12 protein-coding genes are annotated in these 20,406 nt (G+C 59.1%); 4 read left to right on the plus strand and 8 right to left on the minus strand.

What is annotated here, in order from left to right; translation table 11 throughout:
- Window positions 1-10: 10 nt before the first annotated feature.
- Window positions 11-3,415, minus strand: coding sequence for an Ig-like domain-containing protein (locus tag AC6I79_RS02965; RefSeq protein ID WP_159377951.1), 3,405 nt, complete (start codon window positions 3,413-3,415; stop codon window positions 11-13).
- A gap of 193 nt (window positions 3,416-3,608) precedes the next feature.
- A complete protein-coding gene (locus AC6I79_RS02970; protein WP_236569475.1) occupies window positions 3,609-5,453 on the minus strand; it encodes an Ig-like domain-containing protein in 1,845 nt (614 codons plus the stop codon).
- A gap of 401 nt (window positions 5,454-5,854) precedes the next feature.
- On the opposite strand from AC6I79_RS02970, the gene AC6I79_RS02975 reads away from it, so the two are divergent.
- Entirely contained in the window at window positions 5,855-7,177 is a 1,323-nt protein-coding gene (locus AC6I79_RS02975; RefSeq protein WP_150059411.1) for an MFS transporter, read from the plus strand.
- An 837-nt stretch (window positions 7,178-8,014) separates the two neighbouring features.
- On the opposite strand, the gene AC6I79_RS02980 is transcribed toward AC6I79_RS02975, so the two are convergent.
- The 5 genes from AC6I79_RS02980 to AC6I79_RS03000 are packed head-to-tail and all read right to left on the minus strand — an operon-like array spanning window position 8,015 to window position 13,223.
- Complete coding sequence (locus tag AC6I79_RS02980) at window positions 8,015-8,977, minus strand: Csu type fimbrial protein (protein WP_141496425.1); 963 nt, start codon at window positions 8,975-8,977, stop codon at window positions 8,015-8,017.
- Window positions 8,974-11,406 (minus strand): fimbria/pilus outer membrane usher protein, encoded by a 2,433-nt coding sequence (locus AC6I79_RS02985; RefSeq protein ID WP_159377950.1) that lies wholly within the window; start codon window positions 11,404-11,406, stop codon window positions 8,974-8,976. Before AC6I79_RS02985 ends, AC6I79_RS02980 begins: the two co-directional genes overlap by 4 nt.
- A complete protein-coding gene (locus AC6I79_RS02990; RefSeq protein ID WP_370445701.1) occupies window positions 11,406-12,104 on the minus strand; it encodes a fimbrial biogenesis chaperone in 699 nt (232 codons plus the stop codon). Before AC6I79_RS02990 ends, AC6I79_RS02985 begins: the two co-directional genes overlap by 1 nt.
- A 23-nt stretch (window positions 12,105-12,127) precedes the next feature.
- Complete coding sequence (locus tag AC6I79_RS02995; protein ID WP_058771392.1) at window positions 12,128-12,631, minus strand: Csu type fimbrial protein; 504 nt, start codon at window positions 12,629-12,631, stop codon at window positions 12,128-12,130.
- 22 nt (window positions 12,632-12,653) lie between these two features.
- Window positions 12,654-13,223, minus strand: a complete 570-nt coding sequence (locus AC6I79_RS03000; RefSeq protein WP_021509578.1) for a spore coat protein U domain-containing protein — start codon at window positions 13,221-13,223, stop codon at window positions 12,654-12,656.
- 547 nt (window positions 13,224-13,770) lie between these two features.
- On the opposite strand from AC6I79_RS03000, the gene AC6I79_RS03005 reads away from it, so the two are divergent.
- The 3 genes from AC6I79_RS03005 (at window position 13,771) to AC6I79_RS03015 (ending at window position 19,846) form a co-directional block, all read left to right on the plus strand.
- The gene (locus AC6I79_RS03005; protein WP_159377949.1) at window positions 13,771-15,870 is read left to right on the plus strand and encodes a putative bifunctional diguanylate cyclase/phosphodiesterase; all 2,100 of its coding nucleotides are present in this window, start codon (window positions 13,771-13,773) and stop codon (window positions 15,868-15,870) included.
- A gap of 162 nt (window positions 15,871-16,032) precedes the next feature.
- On the plus strand, window positions 16,033-18,123 hold the full coding sequence (locus tag AC6I79_RS03010) for a putative bifunctional diguanylate cyclase/phosphodiesterase (protein ID WP_031280125.1): 2,091 nt from the start codon (window positions 16,033-16,035) through the stop codon (window positions 18,121-18,123).
- A 292-nt stretch (window positions 18,124-18,415) separates the two neighbouring features.
- Complete coding sequence (locus AC6I79_RS03015) at window positions 18,416-19,846, plus strand: aminotransferase-like domain-containing protein (protein ID WP_238561493.1); 1,431 nt, start codon at window positions 18,416-18,418, stop codon at window positions 19,844-19,846.
- Between the two features lie 12 nt (window positions 19,847-19,858).
- On the opposite strand, the gene AC6I79_RS03020 is transcribed toward AC6I79_RS03015, so the two are convergent.
- Window positions 19,859-20,365: a GNAT family N-acetyltransferase gene (locus AC6I79_RS03020; RefSeq protein WP_370586218.1), complete on the minus strand. Its 507-nt coding sequence runs from the start codon at window positions 20,363-20,365 to the stop codon at window positions 19,859-19,861.
- Window positions 20,366-20,406: the final 41 nt, after the last annotated feature.

Here is a 20,406-nt window from a genome sequence, read left to right on the forward strand (position 1 = left end):
TGGCTCTCCCTTACACCAGCTCGGTTTTCACGCCGTCCTGCACCAGCAGCTCAGCGTCGCCGTTGCTCCAGACATGGTACTGGGTGCCGGCGATAGTGACGGTGCCAGCCTGCTCGGCCCAGCCGTTTTGCTCACTGCCCTCTGGCAGGATGTCTTCGAGGCGCACGGTGTCGCCCTGATTGCCGTTAACGATAATTTGTTTAGTGGCATCATCAATCGCTAGGTTCTCACTGCCGTGCCTGAGCACATCCTGCAGGCTGAGCGTCAGAGCGTTATTGCCGGCGTTGTCCATCTGGATCACGCTGGTTTTGCTGCCGTCCTCCACCTGGTCGGCAAAAATCACCGTTTGATCTTCGCTGTCGACCAGCAGCTGATAGAGCTGATTATCGGCGTCGAAAACCTGGATCGGATCATAGAGATCGTTTTCGTCAAACAGGTACAGTTTGCCGCCGTTGGTGTTGATTTCCGGATGGACGTATTCGCCCCATTTGATGTCATCAATATAAAAACCAGCATCATTGTCGTCTGGTGTGGTTTCCTGACCCAGCACTAAATCGATATGACCGATTTTTTTACCCGGCGGTGCGATAAACTGATAGGTGTCAGGGGATGTGTCAGTACGGTAACCTACGGTTGTAATCATTTCACGGTAAAGAATTTCACCGGTTGTTGAGTAAACAATAATTTCATGCTGATTAGCTGATTGTACCGAGCTCAGCGCAAATTCGACCTTATCCGTGCTGCCAAAGTCATACGTGTAAGTAGAGTTATCGCCTAATAAAAATGCACGATATTCACCTTTGCCATTAGAAACTCTGGCTTGATCTAATTTTGAGACTGAATCTGGATGTGCTTTTCCGGAAAATTTAACGCCACCAGATAGTGTGTTAACCCGGGTCATGTCGAACTTGTAGTCAACGGCATATTGATCGAATGATTCCAGTCCGGAATCGACGTTCACACCCCATTTTATATTGTCAATAGTATATCCGGGATCACCTCCAGCAACTTCATCTCCGTTTGTTATTATAATTTGTGAAATAAATTTTCCTTTAGGCGCTTCAAAATGGAAGTGATTGTTGGTCACTATTTTTGAGAGATAGTCATCAAATAAAACCTCTCCCGAAGTTGAAATGATCTTATATTTATGCGCTGAAGGAATTCCTAGATCACTGAAATCAAATGAAACTTTGTCTGTTCCGCCAAATTTCATTTCATAGGTAGCAACATCACTCAAAAAAAGTATATTGGAAATAGTTCCAAATATTGATATTGAAGCGTGTTTGCCGGAAATAGTTTTGAAAAGCAATCCACTCGGGAATCGTACATAATCCTCTCCAGCGCTAAATTTGGTGTCTTTAACCATGGTGTCGAGGTTTTCATAACCATGATCCGCTGTCGAAATACTGTCTTCTGAATAGCGCTTGGTAATAATATTGTCTACTGCAAAAGTAGTTGTTGGACCTTTTAAATGCATTTCAACATAAGATATTTCGGTATCTCCTGAATAGTATCTCAATACTTCTCTTGCTTGATCTCGTATATCGTGGGCATAAACACGGCCAATTTCTTTACCGTTTTTATCATGAAGGCTGATATATGAGCTTGCTCCTTCCCAGTCAATTGCAGTTAATTCAAAATAGTTAATGCCTTCAGAAAATGTTATTTTTTGTATGGTTTCGGTATTGGTAGTGGGATTGACTATAACAAGGCTTTTACCATACGCTGCATGATCCTGAACGCTGGTAGTCACTTTGTCCTGATTATTAAATTTGAAGTTGAGATCACCGTAAATGAAATCTTTAGTCAGGTCTCCCGGAACTATTGATTCAAAATCATAAGATTTGACCATTATTTCCTGTTCAACAACTCTCAGACCAAAATCTGCGCTGTAGCTATTACCATTAGTGGTTTTCGCCCTGAAATCCCAGTTACCATATTCCAGCTCGTCCTTGGGCGTAAACGACCAGCGGCCATTCGCATCCGCAACCGTTGACCCGCTATGCCAGGTTTTGCCGTCGCGTGAGTACTCAACCTGCACAACCGCATTCGCCTCGGCACTGCCGCGCAGTTCCGGCTGAGTATCATTGGTCAGCCCGCCCGATTTCACCTCACCGGTGATTTTGCCCACATCATCCCAGGCCATAGATATTTCTGGGGCGACGCTGCCCGGCGCCACAATCTGCAGCCCAAACGGTTTACCGTTCGTATCACGGGTTGCTGACGTTCCCGCCTGGAACTCATACGTCCCCGGAGAAAGGCGGTCAGTTTCATACTCCCAGCGGCCATCGGCGCCGGCAGTCACGCTGTCCAGCAGTTCCCATGCGCCCAGCACGTTGCGATAGTGGATATATACCAGGCTGTTAGACTCGGCGCGGCCGTGCAGGTTTGGCGTGCGGTCATCGGTAATCGCGCCGTTGCCGAGCATGCCAGTGAACGGGCCAAAGTCATCGTAAGCGTGAGTGATTTCCGTTTTTGCCGCCGGTGCGAGATCGATATCCAGCTTAAATTCGTCAGTCCAGCCGCTACCAGCGTTGGCGCGGAATTCCCAGTTACCGGCACCCAGCGCCGGGTTTGGCGTCCAGCTCCAGCTGGTGCCGTTCATTACCGCATTGCCGCCATCGATCCATTCACCTTTATCGTTGCGGTACTGAATGCGCACCACGCTGCCTTCCGGCGCGCTGCCGCGCAGCTCTGGCGTGGTGTCATCGGTGATGCCGCCGCTTTTCAGTGAGCCGGTCAGGCTGCCGGCATTGTCGATAGCCTCAATGATTTTGGCCACGCCGCCCGGATCGCTCGGCACGTCGCCATCTTTTCCGATGGTAATGTTAAACTCATCGGATACTTTGCCCTCACGCACCTTACCGGCGAAGGTTTCCGCAGCTACCAGCGTCAGGTTGTGACGACCATCCGCCAGATCCACCGTCGGCTCCAGGGTCCACAGACCAGTTTTCTCGTCGGCTTTGGCGCTGCCGATCACGGTGTTGCCCTCTTTCAGATACACCACGGTGCCCTTTTCGGCGATGCCGGTCAGGGTCGGGCGGCGATCGTCGGTCATTTTACCGGCGTCAAAGCTGCCGGTAATGGCGCCCTGATCGTCGTACATGTTCAGCAGCGTCGGTGCGCCCGGCGGCGTAGTGTCGACGATCAGCGTGCGCTGCGACGGCGTACTGAGGTTACCGGCGGTGTCGATGGTCATAAAGGAGATGCTGTATTCACCGTCGGCCAGCGCTTCTGGTGGCGTCCACTTCCAGCTGCCGTCCTGCGGGTTGATGTCGACAAAGAAATTCCTGTCGCCAAGCGTAATCATTACCTGGCCGCCTTTGCCCACTTCTGAATCGATTTTACCGAAAAACGTTGGGGTGTTGGTGTCGCGCTCGAGGTACTTCACCTCTTTAAAATCAAACAGATCCATGGGATTTTTCCTGTGTTTTACGTTGGGTCTATTGCAGCAAAGCCCGCTGCGCCTGGTTATAAAGGGCGCATTTTGTAATAGATGACGTAAAACGCTGTATGAGACCTGTCCCGAAGAGAGAAAAGTCCGAACGGGTGAAAAGCCGGGGAAAGAGGGCAGGATGATGCCGTGCTGCGCGCACGGCATCGGGGGGTTACACCAGTTGCAATTGCACGCCGTCCTGCACCAGCAGTTCGGCATCGCCGTGACTCCAGACGTGATATTGCGTACCGGCGATGGTCAGGGTGCCGGTCTGCTGCGTCCAGCCATCGACCGCTTCGCCTGCCGGCAGAATATCCTGCAGCTGCACGCTGTCGCCCGGCTTGCCGTTCACCAGCAGATGGGTACTGTCATCCTCAATGAACAGCCCTTTGCCACCTTCGCTCAGCAGTTGGTGCAGCGTCAGCGCGTCCGGCTGGGCTTCATCCTGCGCCTGCTGATCGAACGCGGCGTCAGGGCTGACGTCGAGCACGAATTTGCTGCTCCAGTTGCTCTTCATCTCACCGGTCGAGGCGCGCGCCTGATATTCCCACACGCCAGGCTGATGCAGATACGGCGAGGTGAAGCTCCATTTGCCGTCGGCATCGACCAGCACGCTGCCGGCGTGGCGCAGGCCTTCGCCCTGCACGCCATATTCGATTTCAATCACCTGGCCCGGCGTGCCGCTGCCGTGCAGCGTTGGTGTGGTGTCATCGGTTGAGTCGTGCTGATAAACCGGCCCCTGCAGCGGGCCCGCGTTGTCCCAGGCGTAATCGATGGTCGGTTCCAGCGGCGCGCCGGGGATCACCAGCAGCTCAAACTTATCGCTCCACGCGCTGGCTTTACCATCGGCCACGCCGCGCGAGCGGAAACCCCATTCGCCGAAATAGGTCAGTTCAAAGCCAGCGAACTGCCAGTTGCCCTGCGCATCGACCGTCACGCTGCCTGCGCTGTGCCAGCCGCTGTTACTCAGGTTGTACTCAATCTCAACGATGCTGCCCGGCGCACCACGACCTTCCAGCACCGGCGTTTTATCGTCGGTGGTGCCGCGATGGTACACCTGGCCGGTATGGGCGCCGGTATCGTCACGCGCGCAGTCGATAGCCGGACGCAGATTTTCCAGCGCCGACATATTAAGGCTGAAATCCGGGCGGTAGTCGTCTTTGCTGTTCTCGTAGGAAGCGTAGAAGGTGTAGATGCCGTCACCGCTGATCATCGCGCGTGACTGAATCACCCAGTCACCGTTGGCATCGGTTTTAACGCTGCCTTTATAGCCGATGCCGCCGTGATCGTTCTGCGCGAACAGATAAACGATGCTGTTCGGCTCCGCGCGGCCCACGATCAGCGGCGAGAAGTCGTCGGTGGTGGAACCGCTGGCGAGCTGGCCCTGCACGGTGCCGACATCGTCAATCGCGTAGCTGATGGTCGGCGGCACCGGTCCGCTTTCAACCACGGTGACGTCGAAGTGGTCAGAGGGTTCGCTGACGCGGCCAAACTCGTCGGTGGCGGTGACGGTTAGCTGATGCCCGCCCGCGCCCAGCAGCGGCTCCAGCGACCATTCGCCGCTTTTACTGGCCACGGTGCTGCCAATCAGCCTGCCGTGATCGTACAGCCGCACCGTGCTGCCCGGCAGCGCATAGCCCTGCACTTTGGGCGTGGTGTCATCAATGGTGTGTCCGCGCCCGACCGGGCCGGTTTCGCTGCCGACGTCATCAAATAGCGCGGTGATCGCCGGTTTGTCCGGCACCGAGAGCGCGACGTCAACAGAGAACGGATGCGGCTCACCGCTGTTGCCGATGCGCGCCACCATGTCATGGCTGCCTTCGCTCAGCGAGAACGGCGGCTGAAATGACCAGCTGCCATCGGCGGCAATCGGCGTGCTGTAGCGGTGATCATTGATAATGAATTCAATGATTTCACCGGCCTGCGCCGGCAGGCTGCCGCTCAGCAGCGGATAAGGTGTGCCCACTCGCAAGGTATTAATGGATGAAAAGGGGTCAAAGCTGAGAGGTGTTAGCATAAGTATTCTCCACCAAAATCAACAACGGCGTGATTACCGTTGCCTGCCCAGCATAACGGGGGAGGGGATGGCGCCATGTACCAGAATCGTCTCGTTTCTAAGACTGATCTTAATAAGTTCCGCTAATGAAAAAGGCATTAAAAAGAGCAGGATAAGGCTCAAGATATTGCTTGCTTAGGTTTGATATTGCTGAATTTATGCTACTGGTAAAGTCGATAGTCTGTGCTGCACCTGTCACCTGGAAAGCCCAGAATTATTAACTTTCCTCATAAGCTGATCGGACCGGCTGTGTTAACTATTTGTTACCTTTGTTTGTACTTTTGTAAAGTGCAATGGTGAACAGGATCACATCTATTCACGCGCCGGCAGGCTAAAACAGGAGAAAAACCAGGAAGGACGATATGAGCTCAAGTCACACTTTACAAAAGTCATCGCAGGGCGGTGCCAAAACCATCTTTAGCGTTACCAGCGGTAACTTTCTTGAGATGTACGATTTTATGGTGTTTGGCTACTACGCCACCGCCATTGCAAAAACCTTTTTCCCGGGCGACGATCCGTTCGCCTCGCTGATGCTGACGCTGATGACCTTTGGCGCCGGCTTCCTGATGCGCCCGCTCGGGGCGATTATACTGGGTGCCTACATTGACCATCACGGCCGGCGCAAAGGGCTGCTGCTGACGCTCGGCCTGATGGCGCTCGGTACGCTGACTATCGCGCTGGTGCCAGGCTACGCCACGCTGGGCGCGGCGGCACCGATCCTGATTCTGCTGGGCCGCCTGCTGCAGGGCTTCTCGGCGGGCGTGGAGCTCGGCGGCGTTTCGGTTTATCTGTCTGAAGTGGCTCCCAAAGGCCGCAAAGGCTTTTACGTTAGCTGGCAGTCGGGCAGCCAGCAGGTAGCGGTGATCTTTGCCGCGCTGCTGGGGCTGGGGCTTAATCATCTGCTGGCGAAGGACGCGGTGACCGAATGGGGCTGGCGTATTCCGTTTGTGGTTGGCTGTCTGATTGTGCCGTTCCTGTTCTGGATTCGCCGCATGCTGGAAGAGACCGAAGCGTTCAGCCAGCGCAAATCGCACCCGTCGATGGGCCAGATTGTGCGTTCAGTGGGACAAAACTGGGCGCTGGTGCTGGCCGGCATGCTGATGGTGGTCACCACCACGGTGATGTTCTACATGATCACCGCATTCACCCCGACCTTTGGTAAAACCGTGCTGATGATGAGTGACAAGCAGAGCTTCCTCGTGACGCTGTTTGTCGGCATCTCCAACCTGTTCTGGCTGCCGGTGATGGGCGCGCTGTCGGACCGCGTTGGGCGGCGGCCGCTGCTGATTACCTTTACCGTGTTGATGATCCTGACGACCTGGCCGGTGCTGCACGGGCTGGTGGGATCGCCGACCTTTGCGCACCTGGTGGAAGCGGAGCTGTGGTTATCGTTCCTGTACGCCAGCTATAACGGCGCGATGGTGGTGTATCTGGCGGAGATCATGCCCGCTGAAGTGCGTGCTTCGGGCTTTTCGCTGGCTTACAGCCTGGCGACCGCGCTGTTTGGTGGTTTTACGCCGGCGATTTCGAGCTATCTGATTCATGCTACAGGCGATAAAGCGATGCCGGGCGTCTGGCTGTCGTTTGCCGCAGTGTGCGGCCTGGTGGGCACGCTGCTGATCGGCCGCATGGTGAAACAGTATCAGGCGCGGCACAGCGCAACGGTAGTGGGCGCGTCGCTGTAGTTCGAGTGCGCGCGCTGGACTCACCCTGACTTTCTCTCACTGGCCCTCACCCTAACCCTCTCCCGCACGCGGGAGAGGGAACCGCTCGGTGCGGTTATGCAAATCTGCACTTCACCTCAACAACCGAGCGATCGGCTCCTTCTCCCACTGGCGGGAGAAAGCGGGGGATGAGGGCGCAAGCCTGCTGCTGCTCTGCGCGCTGGCCCTCACCCTAACCCTCTCCCGCACGCGGGAGAGGGAACCGTTCAGTGCGGTTTCGCAGACCTGCACTTCACCTCAACACCCGCGCGATCGGCCCCTTCTCCCGCTGGCGGGAGAAGGCGGGGGATGAGGGGAAAAGCCAGCTCCTGCTCTGCCTGCTGGCCCTCACCCTAACCCTCTCCCGCACGCGGGAGAGGGAACCGCTCGGTGCGGTTTCGCAAACCTGCGCTTCACCTAAACATCCACCCGGTCGGCTCCTTCTCCCGCTGGCGGGAGAAGGCGGGGGATGAGGGGCAAGCCAGCTCCTGCTCTGCGCGCTGGCCCTCACCCTAACCCTCTCCCGCACGCGGGAGAGGGAACCGTTCAGTGCGGTTTCGCAGACCTGCACTTCACCTCAACACCCGCGCGATCGGCCCCTTCTCCCGCTGGCGGGAGAAGGCGGGGGATGAGGGGAAAAGCCAGCTCCTGCTCTGCCTGCAGGCCCTCACCCTAACCCTCTCCCGCATGCGGGAGAGGGAACCGTTCAGTGCGGTTTCACCAACCTGCGCTTCACCTCAACACCCGCGCGATCGGCCCCTTCTCCCGCTGGCGGGAGAAGGCGGGGAATGAGGGAATCAGCCACTCCTTACCCGCCCGCTAAAACGCCACATCCACCACCACGCTATCGCTGTAATTGCCCGCTGCGGGCGTATTCTGCGTAGTCAGAATCTGCGCCGTATAGGTAAAGTTGCGCGTCACGGTATCCGCGTTGAGCGATGTCGAGGTCGCGCTGCTCCAGCGGTCGCTGCCGCTCGGGCCCCAGCGATTGGTGGTGGTGGTGCCTTTATAAATATCGTACGCCAGCCGGTTGGTGCCGCTCGCCATCTGGCGCGTGGTGCCGCTGTAATAGCTGCCATTACTCAGTCCTACCGTATACGTGCTGCCCTTTGAACACACCACGTTAATTGTCTGCTGCACGGTAGAAAAACTACCGACCAGCGGGGCACTGCCGAAGCTGACGTTCGGCGCCGTAATGGTGGTGCAGTCGTTGGTGATCACCATATTCACGGTGATCGGCATCGCCGTCCCGCTGCTGCTCTGCACCGTGCCGACGCACGCGCCAGCTACGTTCAACCCGGCGCACACGTTATAGCTCACCGTCAGCGTGATGGTGGTGGTGTAACTGCCGGCGGCAATCACCTGGCCAGGCACGGTGCGGAAATAGAGTGGAATGACAAAATTGAGGCTGTTGCCAAGCGCCAGCAGCGCGGAAGAGTTCCAGCGATAGCTGCCGCCCTGGCGCAGTTCGGTGGCACAGGCGCTGTCGATGCACAGCTGAATCGGCACGTTATCGGTGCCGCTGGCCGATGCCTTCATGGTGGCGCGCGTGCCGCTCAGGTAGTTGGCGGTGGTAAACGCATAGGCGACGTAATCGCTGCCCAGCAGGTTGAGCGTGCCGGTGCCGCAGTTAACGTTGGTGTTACTGGAAGTATTGACCGCCGTCGACTGCACGTAAAACGTGGTTTGCGTGCCAAAGCTGGCGCTGGGGGCCGAAAGCGAACAGAGCGCGTAGCTGCTGGCCGGCAGCAGCCACAGCAGCAAGAACAGAAATTTCCTCATGGTGAGATCCCTGACTGTGAGTTGTTGGCGGCATTCACGGCCGTACCGGGCGCGGCAGGCGGCAGCGGGCAGGTGAGTGGACCGTAAGTCTGCAGCGCTTTAGGCTGCCCCTCAGCGATAGCCAGCGTGGTCTCGCACTGGCGGCCGTCCGGCGTCACCACGCGCATCGGGTTGCTGGCGCTGAGATCTTCCATCCACACGAGGCCGTCCCAGCCGACATATTCGGTGGCGCGATCGCGGCGCAACACCTGGCTGGAGACCGGCAGCGGCTGGCCGTCGCTGTCGTGCAGGATCACGCTGGCGGCGCGCAGACGCTCCACCGGGAAATTCAGCAGATAGCCACTTTTGCGCTTCACCGCGAAACGCTGCTCCACTTTGGGCGCGGTCATGTCAGCCGGCAGATCGAGGGTATCGATATCGTACTTCGCGCCGTAATAGCTGCTGATGGACGGCACCAGCAAATAGCCGGCGTCATCGGTGCGGCCCATCGCCTGGTTCTCGTAGCGCACCGTCACGTCCGGATAGCGGGTTTTCACCACCACAAAGGCATCGTTGATGTTGTTGGCGGCGAACACATGGTTGTCCATCAGCACCAGCGAGCCGGTGAAATCGGCCCACTGCGTGGTGTTGTCATCGTCGCCGTAAAAGCCGGCGGAAGTATCAATCTTGTTGTTGCGATAGCGCAGGCTGCCCTGACGATAATCGCCGCTGTCGCCGCCCTGATGCGCCCATGACGCATCGTAAGCAAAACCGCCGTCGCTCGGCATGGCGCGCGACACGTACAGGCGCTGATTGCTTTGTCCCTGCTGATCGCGCTCGACGCTGATCGATGCGCTGCTCTGTTCGCCAAACGGAATCACCAGCGAAATCGCGCCGCTCCAGTCGCCCTGTTGCTGGTCGCGGCTGGCGGAGATGTACAGGCTGCTATTGCCCCACAGGTTTTTACTCCACGATAAATTCCACAGGCGGGTGCGATCGCCGCTGCCGCCGGCGATGTCCAGATACGCCAGACCGAGGCTGCCGTACTGGCTGAGCGACAGGCTGGCGGTGTACTGCGCGCTGCGTCTGGCGAGCGAATAGCTGGTGTTGGCGCTATCGCCGCGGCTGCCGACCAGCGCCAGGTTGCCGAAATCCGCGCTGCGCAGCGTGTGCTGGGTGCCGAGGCTGAACCAGCTGTTGTTGTACTGGTAACCCCAGCTGTACTGGGTGCCGGGCCTGCCGTCCAGCTGGCTCTGCGCCAGCGCGGCGTTGATGACGCCCAGACTGCCCAGCTTCACCAGCGCGCCGGCACCGCCCATCGCCACGTCACTGCTGCCTTCGGCGTGCGATTCCAGCGTCAGCCAGTCGCGCAGGCCGTAACGATAGGATCCGCTGGCCGCCGCTGCGCCGTAATCAAAGTTTTTGATGCCGTAGTTCTCGCGAATCGCCCCGGCGGAGAAGGCGTAATCAGACAGGCCGGTTTTCAGCAGGCTGCTGGAGACGTAGAACGGCAGCGTCGTCGTCACCTGACGGCCGACCGCGTCGGTGGTGGTGATCACCGCATCGCCCGCCCCATTAACGAACGGCACATTGGTCAGCGACCACGGCCCCGGCTGCACGTTGGCCTGCGCGCTGCGGTAACCATTGATAAACAGATCGACTGACGACGGCACCGCCGCCTGGCCGCTAAAGGCCGGCAGCGGGTAGGTAACCAGATCCGGTCGCACGCTGAAGTCACGCGCGATCTGCACGCCGCCAAGGCGCACGCTGTTGCTCCAGCCCAGCGCATCCGTAATTAAATCGCCGGCGCGCCAGCTCAGCGCGGCGTTCTCGTTCTCGTTGCTGTACCAGGTGTCGTAGCGAATATAACCCTGCTGCTGGCCGCTGGTGTCGCCCGCAAGCTGCTGAATATAGACACCGTTGCTGGAGAACTGGCCGGCCGGGCCGAACAGGCGTAGCTCGTTCCAGCTGGAGAGGCGCGAACCGGCGTTGTCGGTGCGCGTAGCGTAGAGGTCGTAGTTGAGCAGCGCGCCGTTGCTGGCCTGGCCGGGGTAGCGCGGGCCGTTTTGCGGCTGACCAAGCGTCTGCTCCGGCAGCCAGGCGGGCGGTACCGTCAGCAGCAGGCGCTGACGGCGTTCATCGTATTCCACTTTAACCTCACCCAACTGACCGGGAGCGACCTGTTCGCCAGCCAGCTTCGCCGCCGGAATGCCGGCGCGCTGCAGATCGCCGCTGCGCAGCCAGAACTCACCGTCGCGCCGCTCGACCGGCACAATCTCGCCCCGTTCGCGCTGGTTCACCACCAGTTCCAGCATGTATTGCTGGCCGCTGGCGCTGTGGCTGACGGCAGGCGGCGGTGGCAGCTCAGAGAAAGTCTCTGCGCTGCTCAGCGGGGAAAAACACAGCACGCTGGTCACCGCCAGCGCGCAGGGAGGCGGCGTCAGCTTCATCAGCGCGCGGCAGCGCTGCGCCAGTGAGTTTTATTCACCTCGGCCGCGAGTTCACCGCTCACCGGGCTGTTCAGCGGCCAGCGGTGGCTGCTGTTAGCCAGCACATAGCCAAACAGGCCGTTGCCGAGCGCGCGACCGCCGACGGTGACGTTGCTCAGGCGCGCGTGGCCGTTGCCGCGATTGGTCAGCTCCAGCCAGCGTTTGCCGTCGCGGCTGACCTGACGCCAGCTGAGATCGGCTTTGGCGCTGTCGCGCGTCAGGCCATCACCATAGACAAACAGCGGCACCGAGTAGCGCATCTGAAAGGTTAGCCCGGCCTGATTCTCGCCCGGCGAGCGCGGCGTCGGGATCTCATCCAGCACCACGCGATAGGCTTGCTCCACGCCCGCGGGCGGCGCGCTCTGGCGAATCAGGCGCACCAGCTGCTTCTGCCCCGGTTCCAGCCGCACCATCGGCGGGCTGGCGACCACCTGCTGCTGCGTTTGATACTGTTCCTGGCCGTCAATCTGCTGCCAGTTGAAGATGCGCACCTGCATGATGGTGGTGGCGTTACCGCGATTCTCCAGCCATAGTTCGCTGGCTTTTTCCTGCGGATTGATGGCGGGATCGATCGGCCAGATCATCAGCGAGTTGGCGGCGAAGCTGGCGGGCGACAGGGCCAGAAGAAACCACAGAAGCAGGGCGCGCAGGCTCATCATCTTTCGTCCTTTTTATGCTGCCGTCACCAGCTCAGGGTGACGGTTAACGTATCGGTATAGGTCCCGGCGCGCGTCGGGCCGGGCAGGGTTAACAGGCCATAAATCGGCAGCACGATGTTATTGGCGTTGCTGTAACTCAGCGCCACCGGCGAGTTAACCGGAATCGCCGTGGTGTGCGCTGCGTTGGTATACAGGCTGTACGCCACGGTATTGGTATTACTGGTGTGTTTGAGATTGCGGCTGCTGGTGTAATTGCTGCCGCCATTGATACTCATGCTGAGTGCGGTACCCGGCGTGCAGGCGAGGGTGAGGGTGGTGCTTTGCACGTAGCTGGCGCTGACGCTGCTGCTCGCCACGCCCGACTGGGTGCCAAAATTCAGCGTGCCAAACACGCCGGTATTGGTACCGGAAATCACGCAGCCTGCCACCACTGACGCAGAGACCTGGAAGGTGGCCGTCGGCAAACCCCAGGCCGGGACGCTCCCTATCAGCAGGGCCAGGCTGCCAGCACGCAGCAGCCAGACCATCCTTCTTACCCCACCGCTGGCTTTAGTAGTTCACCGCCACGTTAATAGTATCGGTGTAGGTACCGGCCGGAATCAGTGGGTTAAAGCCGCCGCCGACTACCCGACCGTAAATGGCATAGTTGGTGCCGAGCGTCGGATCGGTGGTGCCGCTGGCGGCAATGTTGGTGTTGTTGGCGATGGCGGTGGTAAACGCGGCGTCGCTGTACAGCGTGTAAGCAATGCCCTGCGTATTGTTGGAGCCGAGGATCAGGTAACGCGGCTGGCCGCTCACCGTACCGTAAATGGTGGCTGGTGCCGGATTACTGCTGGTGACCTGCACATTAAAGGTCTGGCCGGTGGTGCAGCGGACAAAAATGCCGTTCCCGGATGCCCCCACCAGGGTGGCGTTTAAGGTATCAAAGGTTGCAGCGCTGCTACCGAAGTTCAGGGTACCGAAGTTAACCCCGCTGGTGGCGGACTGACCGTTCACCAGACAGCCGGTGGTGAGCGTCAATGTGGCATTGATGGTTCCCGTTGTGGTGGCAGCAAAAACCGTTGCAGGGGCGAGCGCGGCGCTCAGGCTGGTAGCCAAAAGAAAAAGCTTGAGTTTCATAATCAATCCTTACTGATTATCCAATGTCAGTGCTTTTTCGCCTGGTGATTTATTAATGAAACGAACCCGTAAATAACAAGACGCCGCGATCGGCAAACGAACTTAATGCCCTGCCACCTAAGAAAATTCTTAAAGGCTGAGTTAGTGATTTATATCAGTTTTATTTACTATAGAACACCCTTTTGCCGCTTGTACAACGCACCGGAGAATTTTCGCTAATCAATTTCTCCTTTTCCCCGGTAATGCAGTTATAACAAGGGCTGGCGGCCCGTTAAAAAAACCAAACGGCAAGTGATTCCCCCCTCTACCGCGACTTCAGGTTCAATGCTATGTTCATGCATTAATCAGATATCATTACTTTTCCCGGCCGCGACAGACGATGAGAATAAAAAATAGCCGTGCAATACCTCCAGTTATTTATGGATCTGTTTTTATATTGCCGCATCGCTGGTGGTCATTACCTGCCTCACATTGATGTTTTCACTTTTTCTGTTGTTAATTGACGATACCGCACCTGCGCCGCCGCGGGTTGAGTTGAGGAGCGCACATGTTGCTGGTTACCTGGGATAGCGTTCTGGTTGCCGTTTCGCTGATTGTGGCGTTTATCGCGGCGTTTACGGCGCTGGATACCGCCGGGCGCGTCGCCGTGTCGCGCGGCCTGCTGGCGAAGCTGTGGCTGGTGGCCGGCGGTACGGCGATGGGGATTGGCATCTGGGCGATGCACTTCATTGGCATGCTGGCGATGATGATGCCGATGACCATGCGCTATGACATTCCGCTCACCGCCTTCTCGCTGCTGCTGGCAATTCTCACCAGCATCTTCGCCTTTGCGCAGGGCCTGCAGGGCAGCCATCTGACGCGCCGCCGGCTGCTGCGCGGCACAGTGATCCTCGGCAGCGGCGTGGTTGCCATGCACTATCTCGGCATGCTGGCGCTGCTGATCGAACCCGCCATTCACTGGGATTTGCGCCTGGTGGCGTTGTCGGTACTGATTGCCTACGGCGCATCCGGTGCCGCGCTGTGGCTGGCATTCCATCTGCGCCATGGCGAGAGCCTGCTGCTGATGCGCGCCTGCGCGGCGCTGGCGATGGGGGTGGCGATTGCCGGCATGCACTACACCGGCATGGCGGCCGCGCAGTTCAGCGCGCCCGGCAGCATGCAGCACCACGGCATGGGGCAGGAGGGGCTGGCGGTGTGGGTAACCATCATCACGCTCACCATTCTCGGTCTGACGCTGCTGATCTCTATGCTGGACGCCCAGCTGCGCGCGGCGCGTCTTGCCGCCCGGCTGCGGCGCGCCAACAGCGAGCTGCGCCAGCTGGCGCTGCACGATACTCTCACCGCACTGCCTAATCGCGTGATGCTCGACCAGCAGCTCAGCACGCAAATCAAACAGGCGACGCTGGATGACCAGCCCTTTGCCCTGATGTTTATGGATCTCGACGGCTTCAAAGCGGTGAACGATACCTGGGGGCATCACGTCGGCGATCGTTTACTGGTCGCCGTGGCGGAACGGCTGCGCACCCAGCTGGATGCGGACATTTTGCTGGCGCGCCTCGGCGGCGATGAGTTTGTCATGCTGTGTCCGCAGTACGCGGCAACCCAGGCTGAAGCGCTGGCGCAGCGGCTGGTGCACAGCATTGATGCGCCGTTTGAGCTGGATCGTTACTCGCTGCGCGTCTCGCTCAGCATCGGCATCGTGATCTTCCCGCAGCATGGCCGCAGCCCGCAGGAGATGATGTTTAACGCTGACTCGGCCATGTACCACACCAAGCACAGCGGGCGTAACGGCTGGAGCCTGTTTGAGCCAGTGATGAGCGCGGTGGCGCAGCATCAGCTGGCGCTGGCCAACGATTTATGGAACGCGCTGGAGTGCCAGGAGATGCGCCTGTTCTACCAGCCGAAGTTTCGCGCGGGCGGGACCATTCTGATGGGTTTTGAGGCGTTACTGCGCTGGCAGCATCCGCGCCGCGGCTTGCTGATGCCGGATATGTTTCTGGCGCGCGCCGAGAAAACCGGCCAGATTGTGGCGCTCGGCAACTGGGTGATCAACGAAGCCTGCCGCCAGCTGCGGCAGTGGCATGACGAGGGCAATCGCGACTGGAGCGTCTCGGTTAACCTGTCCGCACTGCAGTTTCATCAGCGCGATCTGATCGACACGCTGCGCCAGACGCTGCAGCGCTATCAGCTGCCGGAAGGCGCGCTGATGCTGGAAATCACGGAAAACATCGCCATGCGCGATCCGCAGTTCAGCCAGCAGCGCATCGCCGAACTGCAGCGGCTTGGCGTCAAAGTGGCCATTGACAACTTCGGCATTGGCTACGCCAATCTGCTGCACCTCAAACATCTTGAGGCCAGCGAACTGAAAATTGATCGCGCCTTCATTAACAGCCTGCGTGCCGACAGTGAGGATGCAACCGTGGTGACCGCCATGCTGACGCTGGCGCAAAGCCTTAACCTGCGCATGGTGGCGGAGGGCGTGGAGACCGAAGAGCAGCAGCGCCTGCTGACCGGTCTCGGCTTTGACACGCTGCAGGGGTATCTGCTGGGCAAACCGACGCCAGCGGAGCGCATCGGCGAATTCACCGCGTCAACGCCGATTGCGCCGCACTTTCCTGATAACGTGCTGCCGCTCACCGGCGCCTGACCAGCAATTTTTGTTCTCCTTCACATCGGAAGCTTTCATCGTTCAGTGACTCATATCGGCAGCCGGTCTGCCGATAATTTCAATTATAAAACCAACATTTTCTTTTTCATTTCAACAACACCACAGCTGACTTAACGCAGCTTTTTTATATGGGAAATCACTATGTTAGTGACTTCGTACGATGCGTTTACCGTTCTCGTTTCGATACTGGTAGCGATGCTGGCCTCGTTTACCGCGCTGGATATGGCGGGGCGCGTCGCTTCCTCCACCGGCCGGGTGGCGCTGGTCTGGCTGCTGGGCGGCGGTTTCGCCATGGGCGTGGGCATCTGGGCCATGCACTTTATCGGCATGCTGTCGATGAGCCTGGATATGGTGATGAGCTACGATCCGCTGCTTACCGCCGCCTCAATGGTGGTGGCGATTCTTGCCTCCATCTTTGCCCTGTGGCTGGTGTGCTCGTCCGGCGACTTGCCGTGGCGACGGCTGCTGGGCGGCGCGCTGGTACTGGGTTCCGGCGTGGTGGCGATGCACTACACCGGCATGGCGGCGCTGATGTTTGAGCCGGGCATCAGCTGGAACTGGGGCTGGATTGCGGTTTCGGTGCTGATTGCGCTGGTGGCTTCCGGTGCCGCGCTGTGGCTGGCGTTCAACCTGCGCGAAGGGCATGGCCGCGTCACGCTACTGCGCGTCGGGGCGGCCGTGGTGATGGGCTGCGCCATTGCCGGCATGCACTATACCGGCATGGCGGCGGCGAACTTCCCGATGCACAGCCACGCCACGCATCACGGCGTGAACAGCGACTGGCTGGCGATGCTGGTTACGGTAGTGACGCTGGCGATCCTCGGCATTACGCTGCTGGTTTCGATGCTCGACGCGCGTATGCAGGCGCGCACCTCGATCCTCGCGCGCTCGCTGGCAGAGGCCAACCGCGAGCTGGCCCAGCTGGCGCTGCACGATAACCTGACGCGACTGCCGAACCGCATCCTGCTGGAGGATCGCCTCGAGCAGGCGATCAACAAGGCCAACCGCGAGCGCTCGCAGTTTGCGCTGATGTTTATGGATCTCGACGGTTTCAAAGCGGTCAACGATGCCTTTGGTCACCACGTCGGCGATAACCTGCTGATTGCGGTAACCGAACGCATGACTGACCAGATGAAAGGGCACTACACGCTGGCGCGGCTGGGCGGTGACGAGTTTGTGCTGCTGATTGAGATCGGCGATCCCAACGATGCCGCAGCGGTGGCGGATGCGCTGGTAAAAGCCGTGGATCGCCCGTTTAGCGTGTCACGCTACGAGCTGATGGTGTCGCTGAGTATCGGCATCGCCGTTTATCCTGGTGATGGCAAGGACGAGCGCGAGCTGATGTTTAACGCCGACGCCGCGATGTATCACACCAAGAACAACGGCCGCAACGGCTACAACTTCTTCCAGCCGTCCATGAACACGCTGGCGCAGTCGCAGCTGCAGCTTAATAACGATCTGTGGCAGGCGCTGGATAGCAACGAGCTGCGTTTGTTCTATCAGCCTAAGTACTGCGCGCCGAGCGGGCCGATCATTGGCTTCGAAGCGCTGCTGCGCTGGCAGCACCCGACGCGCGGCCTGCTGACGCCGGACAAGTTTTTGCCGATTGCCGAGAAGACCGGCATGATCATTAATATCGGCAACTGGGTGATCAACGAAGCCTGCCGCCAGCTGCACATCTGGCATCAGCAGGGCCATCCGCACTGGTCGGTGGCGGTGAACCTCTCTGCCTTGCAGTTTGAGCAGTGCAACCTGGTCGACACCGTGACGCAGGCGCTGGAACAGCACCAGATCCCGGCGGAGCTGCTGACGCTGGAAGTCACCGAAACCACGGCGATGCGCGATCCGGAAGAGAGCGTGCGCATTCTCACCGAGCTGACCAGCATGGGGGTAAAAGCCTCGATTGATGACTTCGGCACCGGCTACTCCAGCCTGCTGTATCTCAAGCGCTTACCGGCCAGCGAGCTGAAAATCGACCGCGCCTTTGTTAACGAGCTGCAGGCGAAATCGGAAGACGCAACCATCGTCTCCGCCATCGTCGCACTGGCGCAGTCGCTGGATCTCAAAGTGGTGGCCGAAGGCGTGGAAACCCAGGATCAACAGGCGTTCCTTACCGGGCTCGGCTGCGACACCCTGCAGGGCTTCCTGCTGGGCAAACCGCTGCCGCCAGAGCGCATCAGCGAGCTACCGGACTTTGTTAAAGACAAACCCGCGGCGCTGACGGCGGAGTAGGGGCTGTTTTCTGCCGCCTGTTATTCCTCTCTCCCGCGCGCGCTGTGTGTCTTTTCTCCCTTTACCGCGTGCGCGCTGCGTGTCTTTTCACCCTCTCCCGCGTGCGGGAGAGGGCCGGGGTGAGGGCCAGACCGCACCCAACCCAACAAAAAAAGCCGCAGCATCCCCGACACCTTCGCTCAGCTTCCAGTCGTACGGTGCAACATCAGTTCTGAATGTCTCTGAGGACGCGATATCCTCTCCGAACCAATCCATGTAAACTGGCGCGCGACATTTCCGCAGCGGAGGCGCCATGGCCAAATACCAGCAGCTGGTAGATCAGCTACGTACGCAAATCGAAGCACGCATCTGGCCGCCGGGTGAAAAGCTGCCGTCGCTGCGCCAGCAGGCGGAGCAGAGCGGGCTCAGCCTGATGACGGTGATGCACGCTTACGAGGTGCTGGAAAGCCAGGGCTGGATAGTGTCGAAGCCGCAGTCGGGCTACTACGTGGCACCGCGCGCGGCGGAGAGCCGTCCGCGTTTGCCAACCCAGGCGATCGCTAAAACCGACCAGGCCGATACCAACAGCTTCGTGTTTGATGTGCTGCAGGCGACGCGCGATCCGGCTATCATGCCGTTTGGTTCTGCCTTCCCCGATCCGGAACTGTTTCCCCAGCGCCAGCTGATGCGTTCGCTGGTGAAGGTCTCGCACAATCTTAAACCCACCGATGCCCTGAATAATCTGCCGCCCGGTAATGAAGCGCTGCGAAAAATCCTCGCCCAGCGTTATGCGCAGCAGGGCATTACGCTATCGCCGGATGACATCGTTATTACCAACGGTGCGATGGAAGCGCTGAACCTCAGTCTGCAGGCGGTGACCGAACCGGGCGACTGGGTGGTGATCGAGAACCCTTCATTTTACGGCGCGTTGCAGGCGATTGAACGGCTCAAGCTGAACGCGATAGCTATCGCCAGCGATGTGGAGCAGGGCATCGATCTGGATGAGCTGGAGCAGGCGCTGCAGCGCTGGCCGGTGAAAGCCTGCTGGCTGATGACCAACCGGCAGAATCCGCTCGGCTTTACGCTCAGCGCCGAGCGCAAACAGCAGCTGGTGGCACTGCTGACGCGTTATCAGGTGGCGATGATAGAGGACGACGTCTACAGCGACCTGTATCACGGCCACGATAAGCCGTTGCCGGCCAGAGCGTTCGACCGCGAGGGTTACGTGCTGCACTGCGGCAGCTTTTCGAAAAATCTGGTGGCGGGATTTCGCGTGGGCTGGGTCGCGGCGGGGCGCTATGCGCAGCGCGTGCAGCGTATTCAGATGATGAGTACGCTCTCGACCAGCGCGCCGATGCAGCTGGCGCTGGCGGATTTTCTCAGCACCCGCAGCTATGACACGCATCTGAAAAAGCTGCGTCAGACGCTGGCGAAGCGCAAACAGCTGGCACAGCAGGCGCTGCGCCGCGTGCTGCCCGCCGAGTCGCACATCAGCGATACGCCCGGTGGCTACTTTTTGTGGATTACCTTGCCGGAGCAGATTAACGCCACGCAGCTGTATCATCTGGCGCTACAGCAGGGCATCAGTATTGCGCCGGGCCAGCTGTTTTCCAGCAGCGAGAGTTTCAGCCACTGCTTCCGTTTCAACACCGCCTGGCCATGGGATGCACGCGCCGAGGCGGCGGTAGAGACGCTGGGGGCGTTAATTGGTCAGCTGGCGCAGGGCGTTGCGGTAGAGAAGTGAGTGGTTTTTCCCTCACAACACCCGCAGCATTCTCACTTCGCAATCCACGTGGCCGGTACAGCCCATCGCGTCCGCAATCTGTTCAAAGCCCAGCGACTGATAGAGTTTAATGGCACGCGTCAGGCTGCCGGTGGTCTCCAGGTAGCAGCGCCGGAACCCGCGCTGGCGGGCAAAATCCATTGCGCGCAGCGCCAGTTCGCGCGCTAACCCCAGTCCGCGCACCGACGGCAGGAAATACATCTTCTGCAACTCACAGATATCCGGTGCGCTGCAGGCCAGTGGCGCCACGCCGCCGCCGCCGACCACCTGACCTTCATGCTCCACGATCCAGTAAGCGCTGTCCGCCGCACTGTAAAGTTCAAACAACCGATCGAGCTGCGGGTCGGACACGGTATAACCTTTATCCGCCGTCAGGCCGAACTCGGCGGAGACATCGCGGATCACCTGCGCAATCCGCGGATTATCGGCGGCGACAATCGGGCGCACCTGCAGGTTAAGTGGCGTGGCGGTGGTCATCATAATCTTCCGATAGAAAAAAGCCGGGCAGTGCCCGGCTTCGA

This window comes from gamma proteobacterium symbiont of Scutellera amethystina, assembly GCF_059730845.1.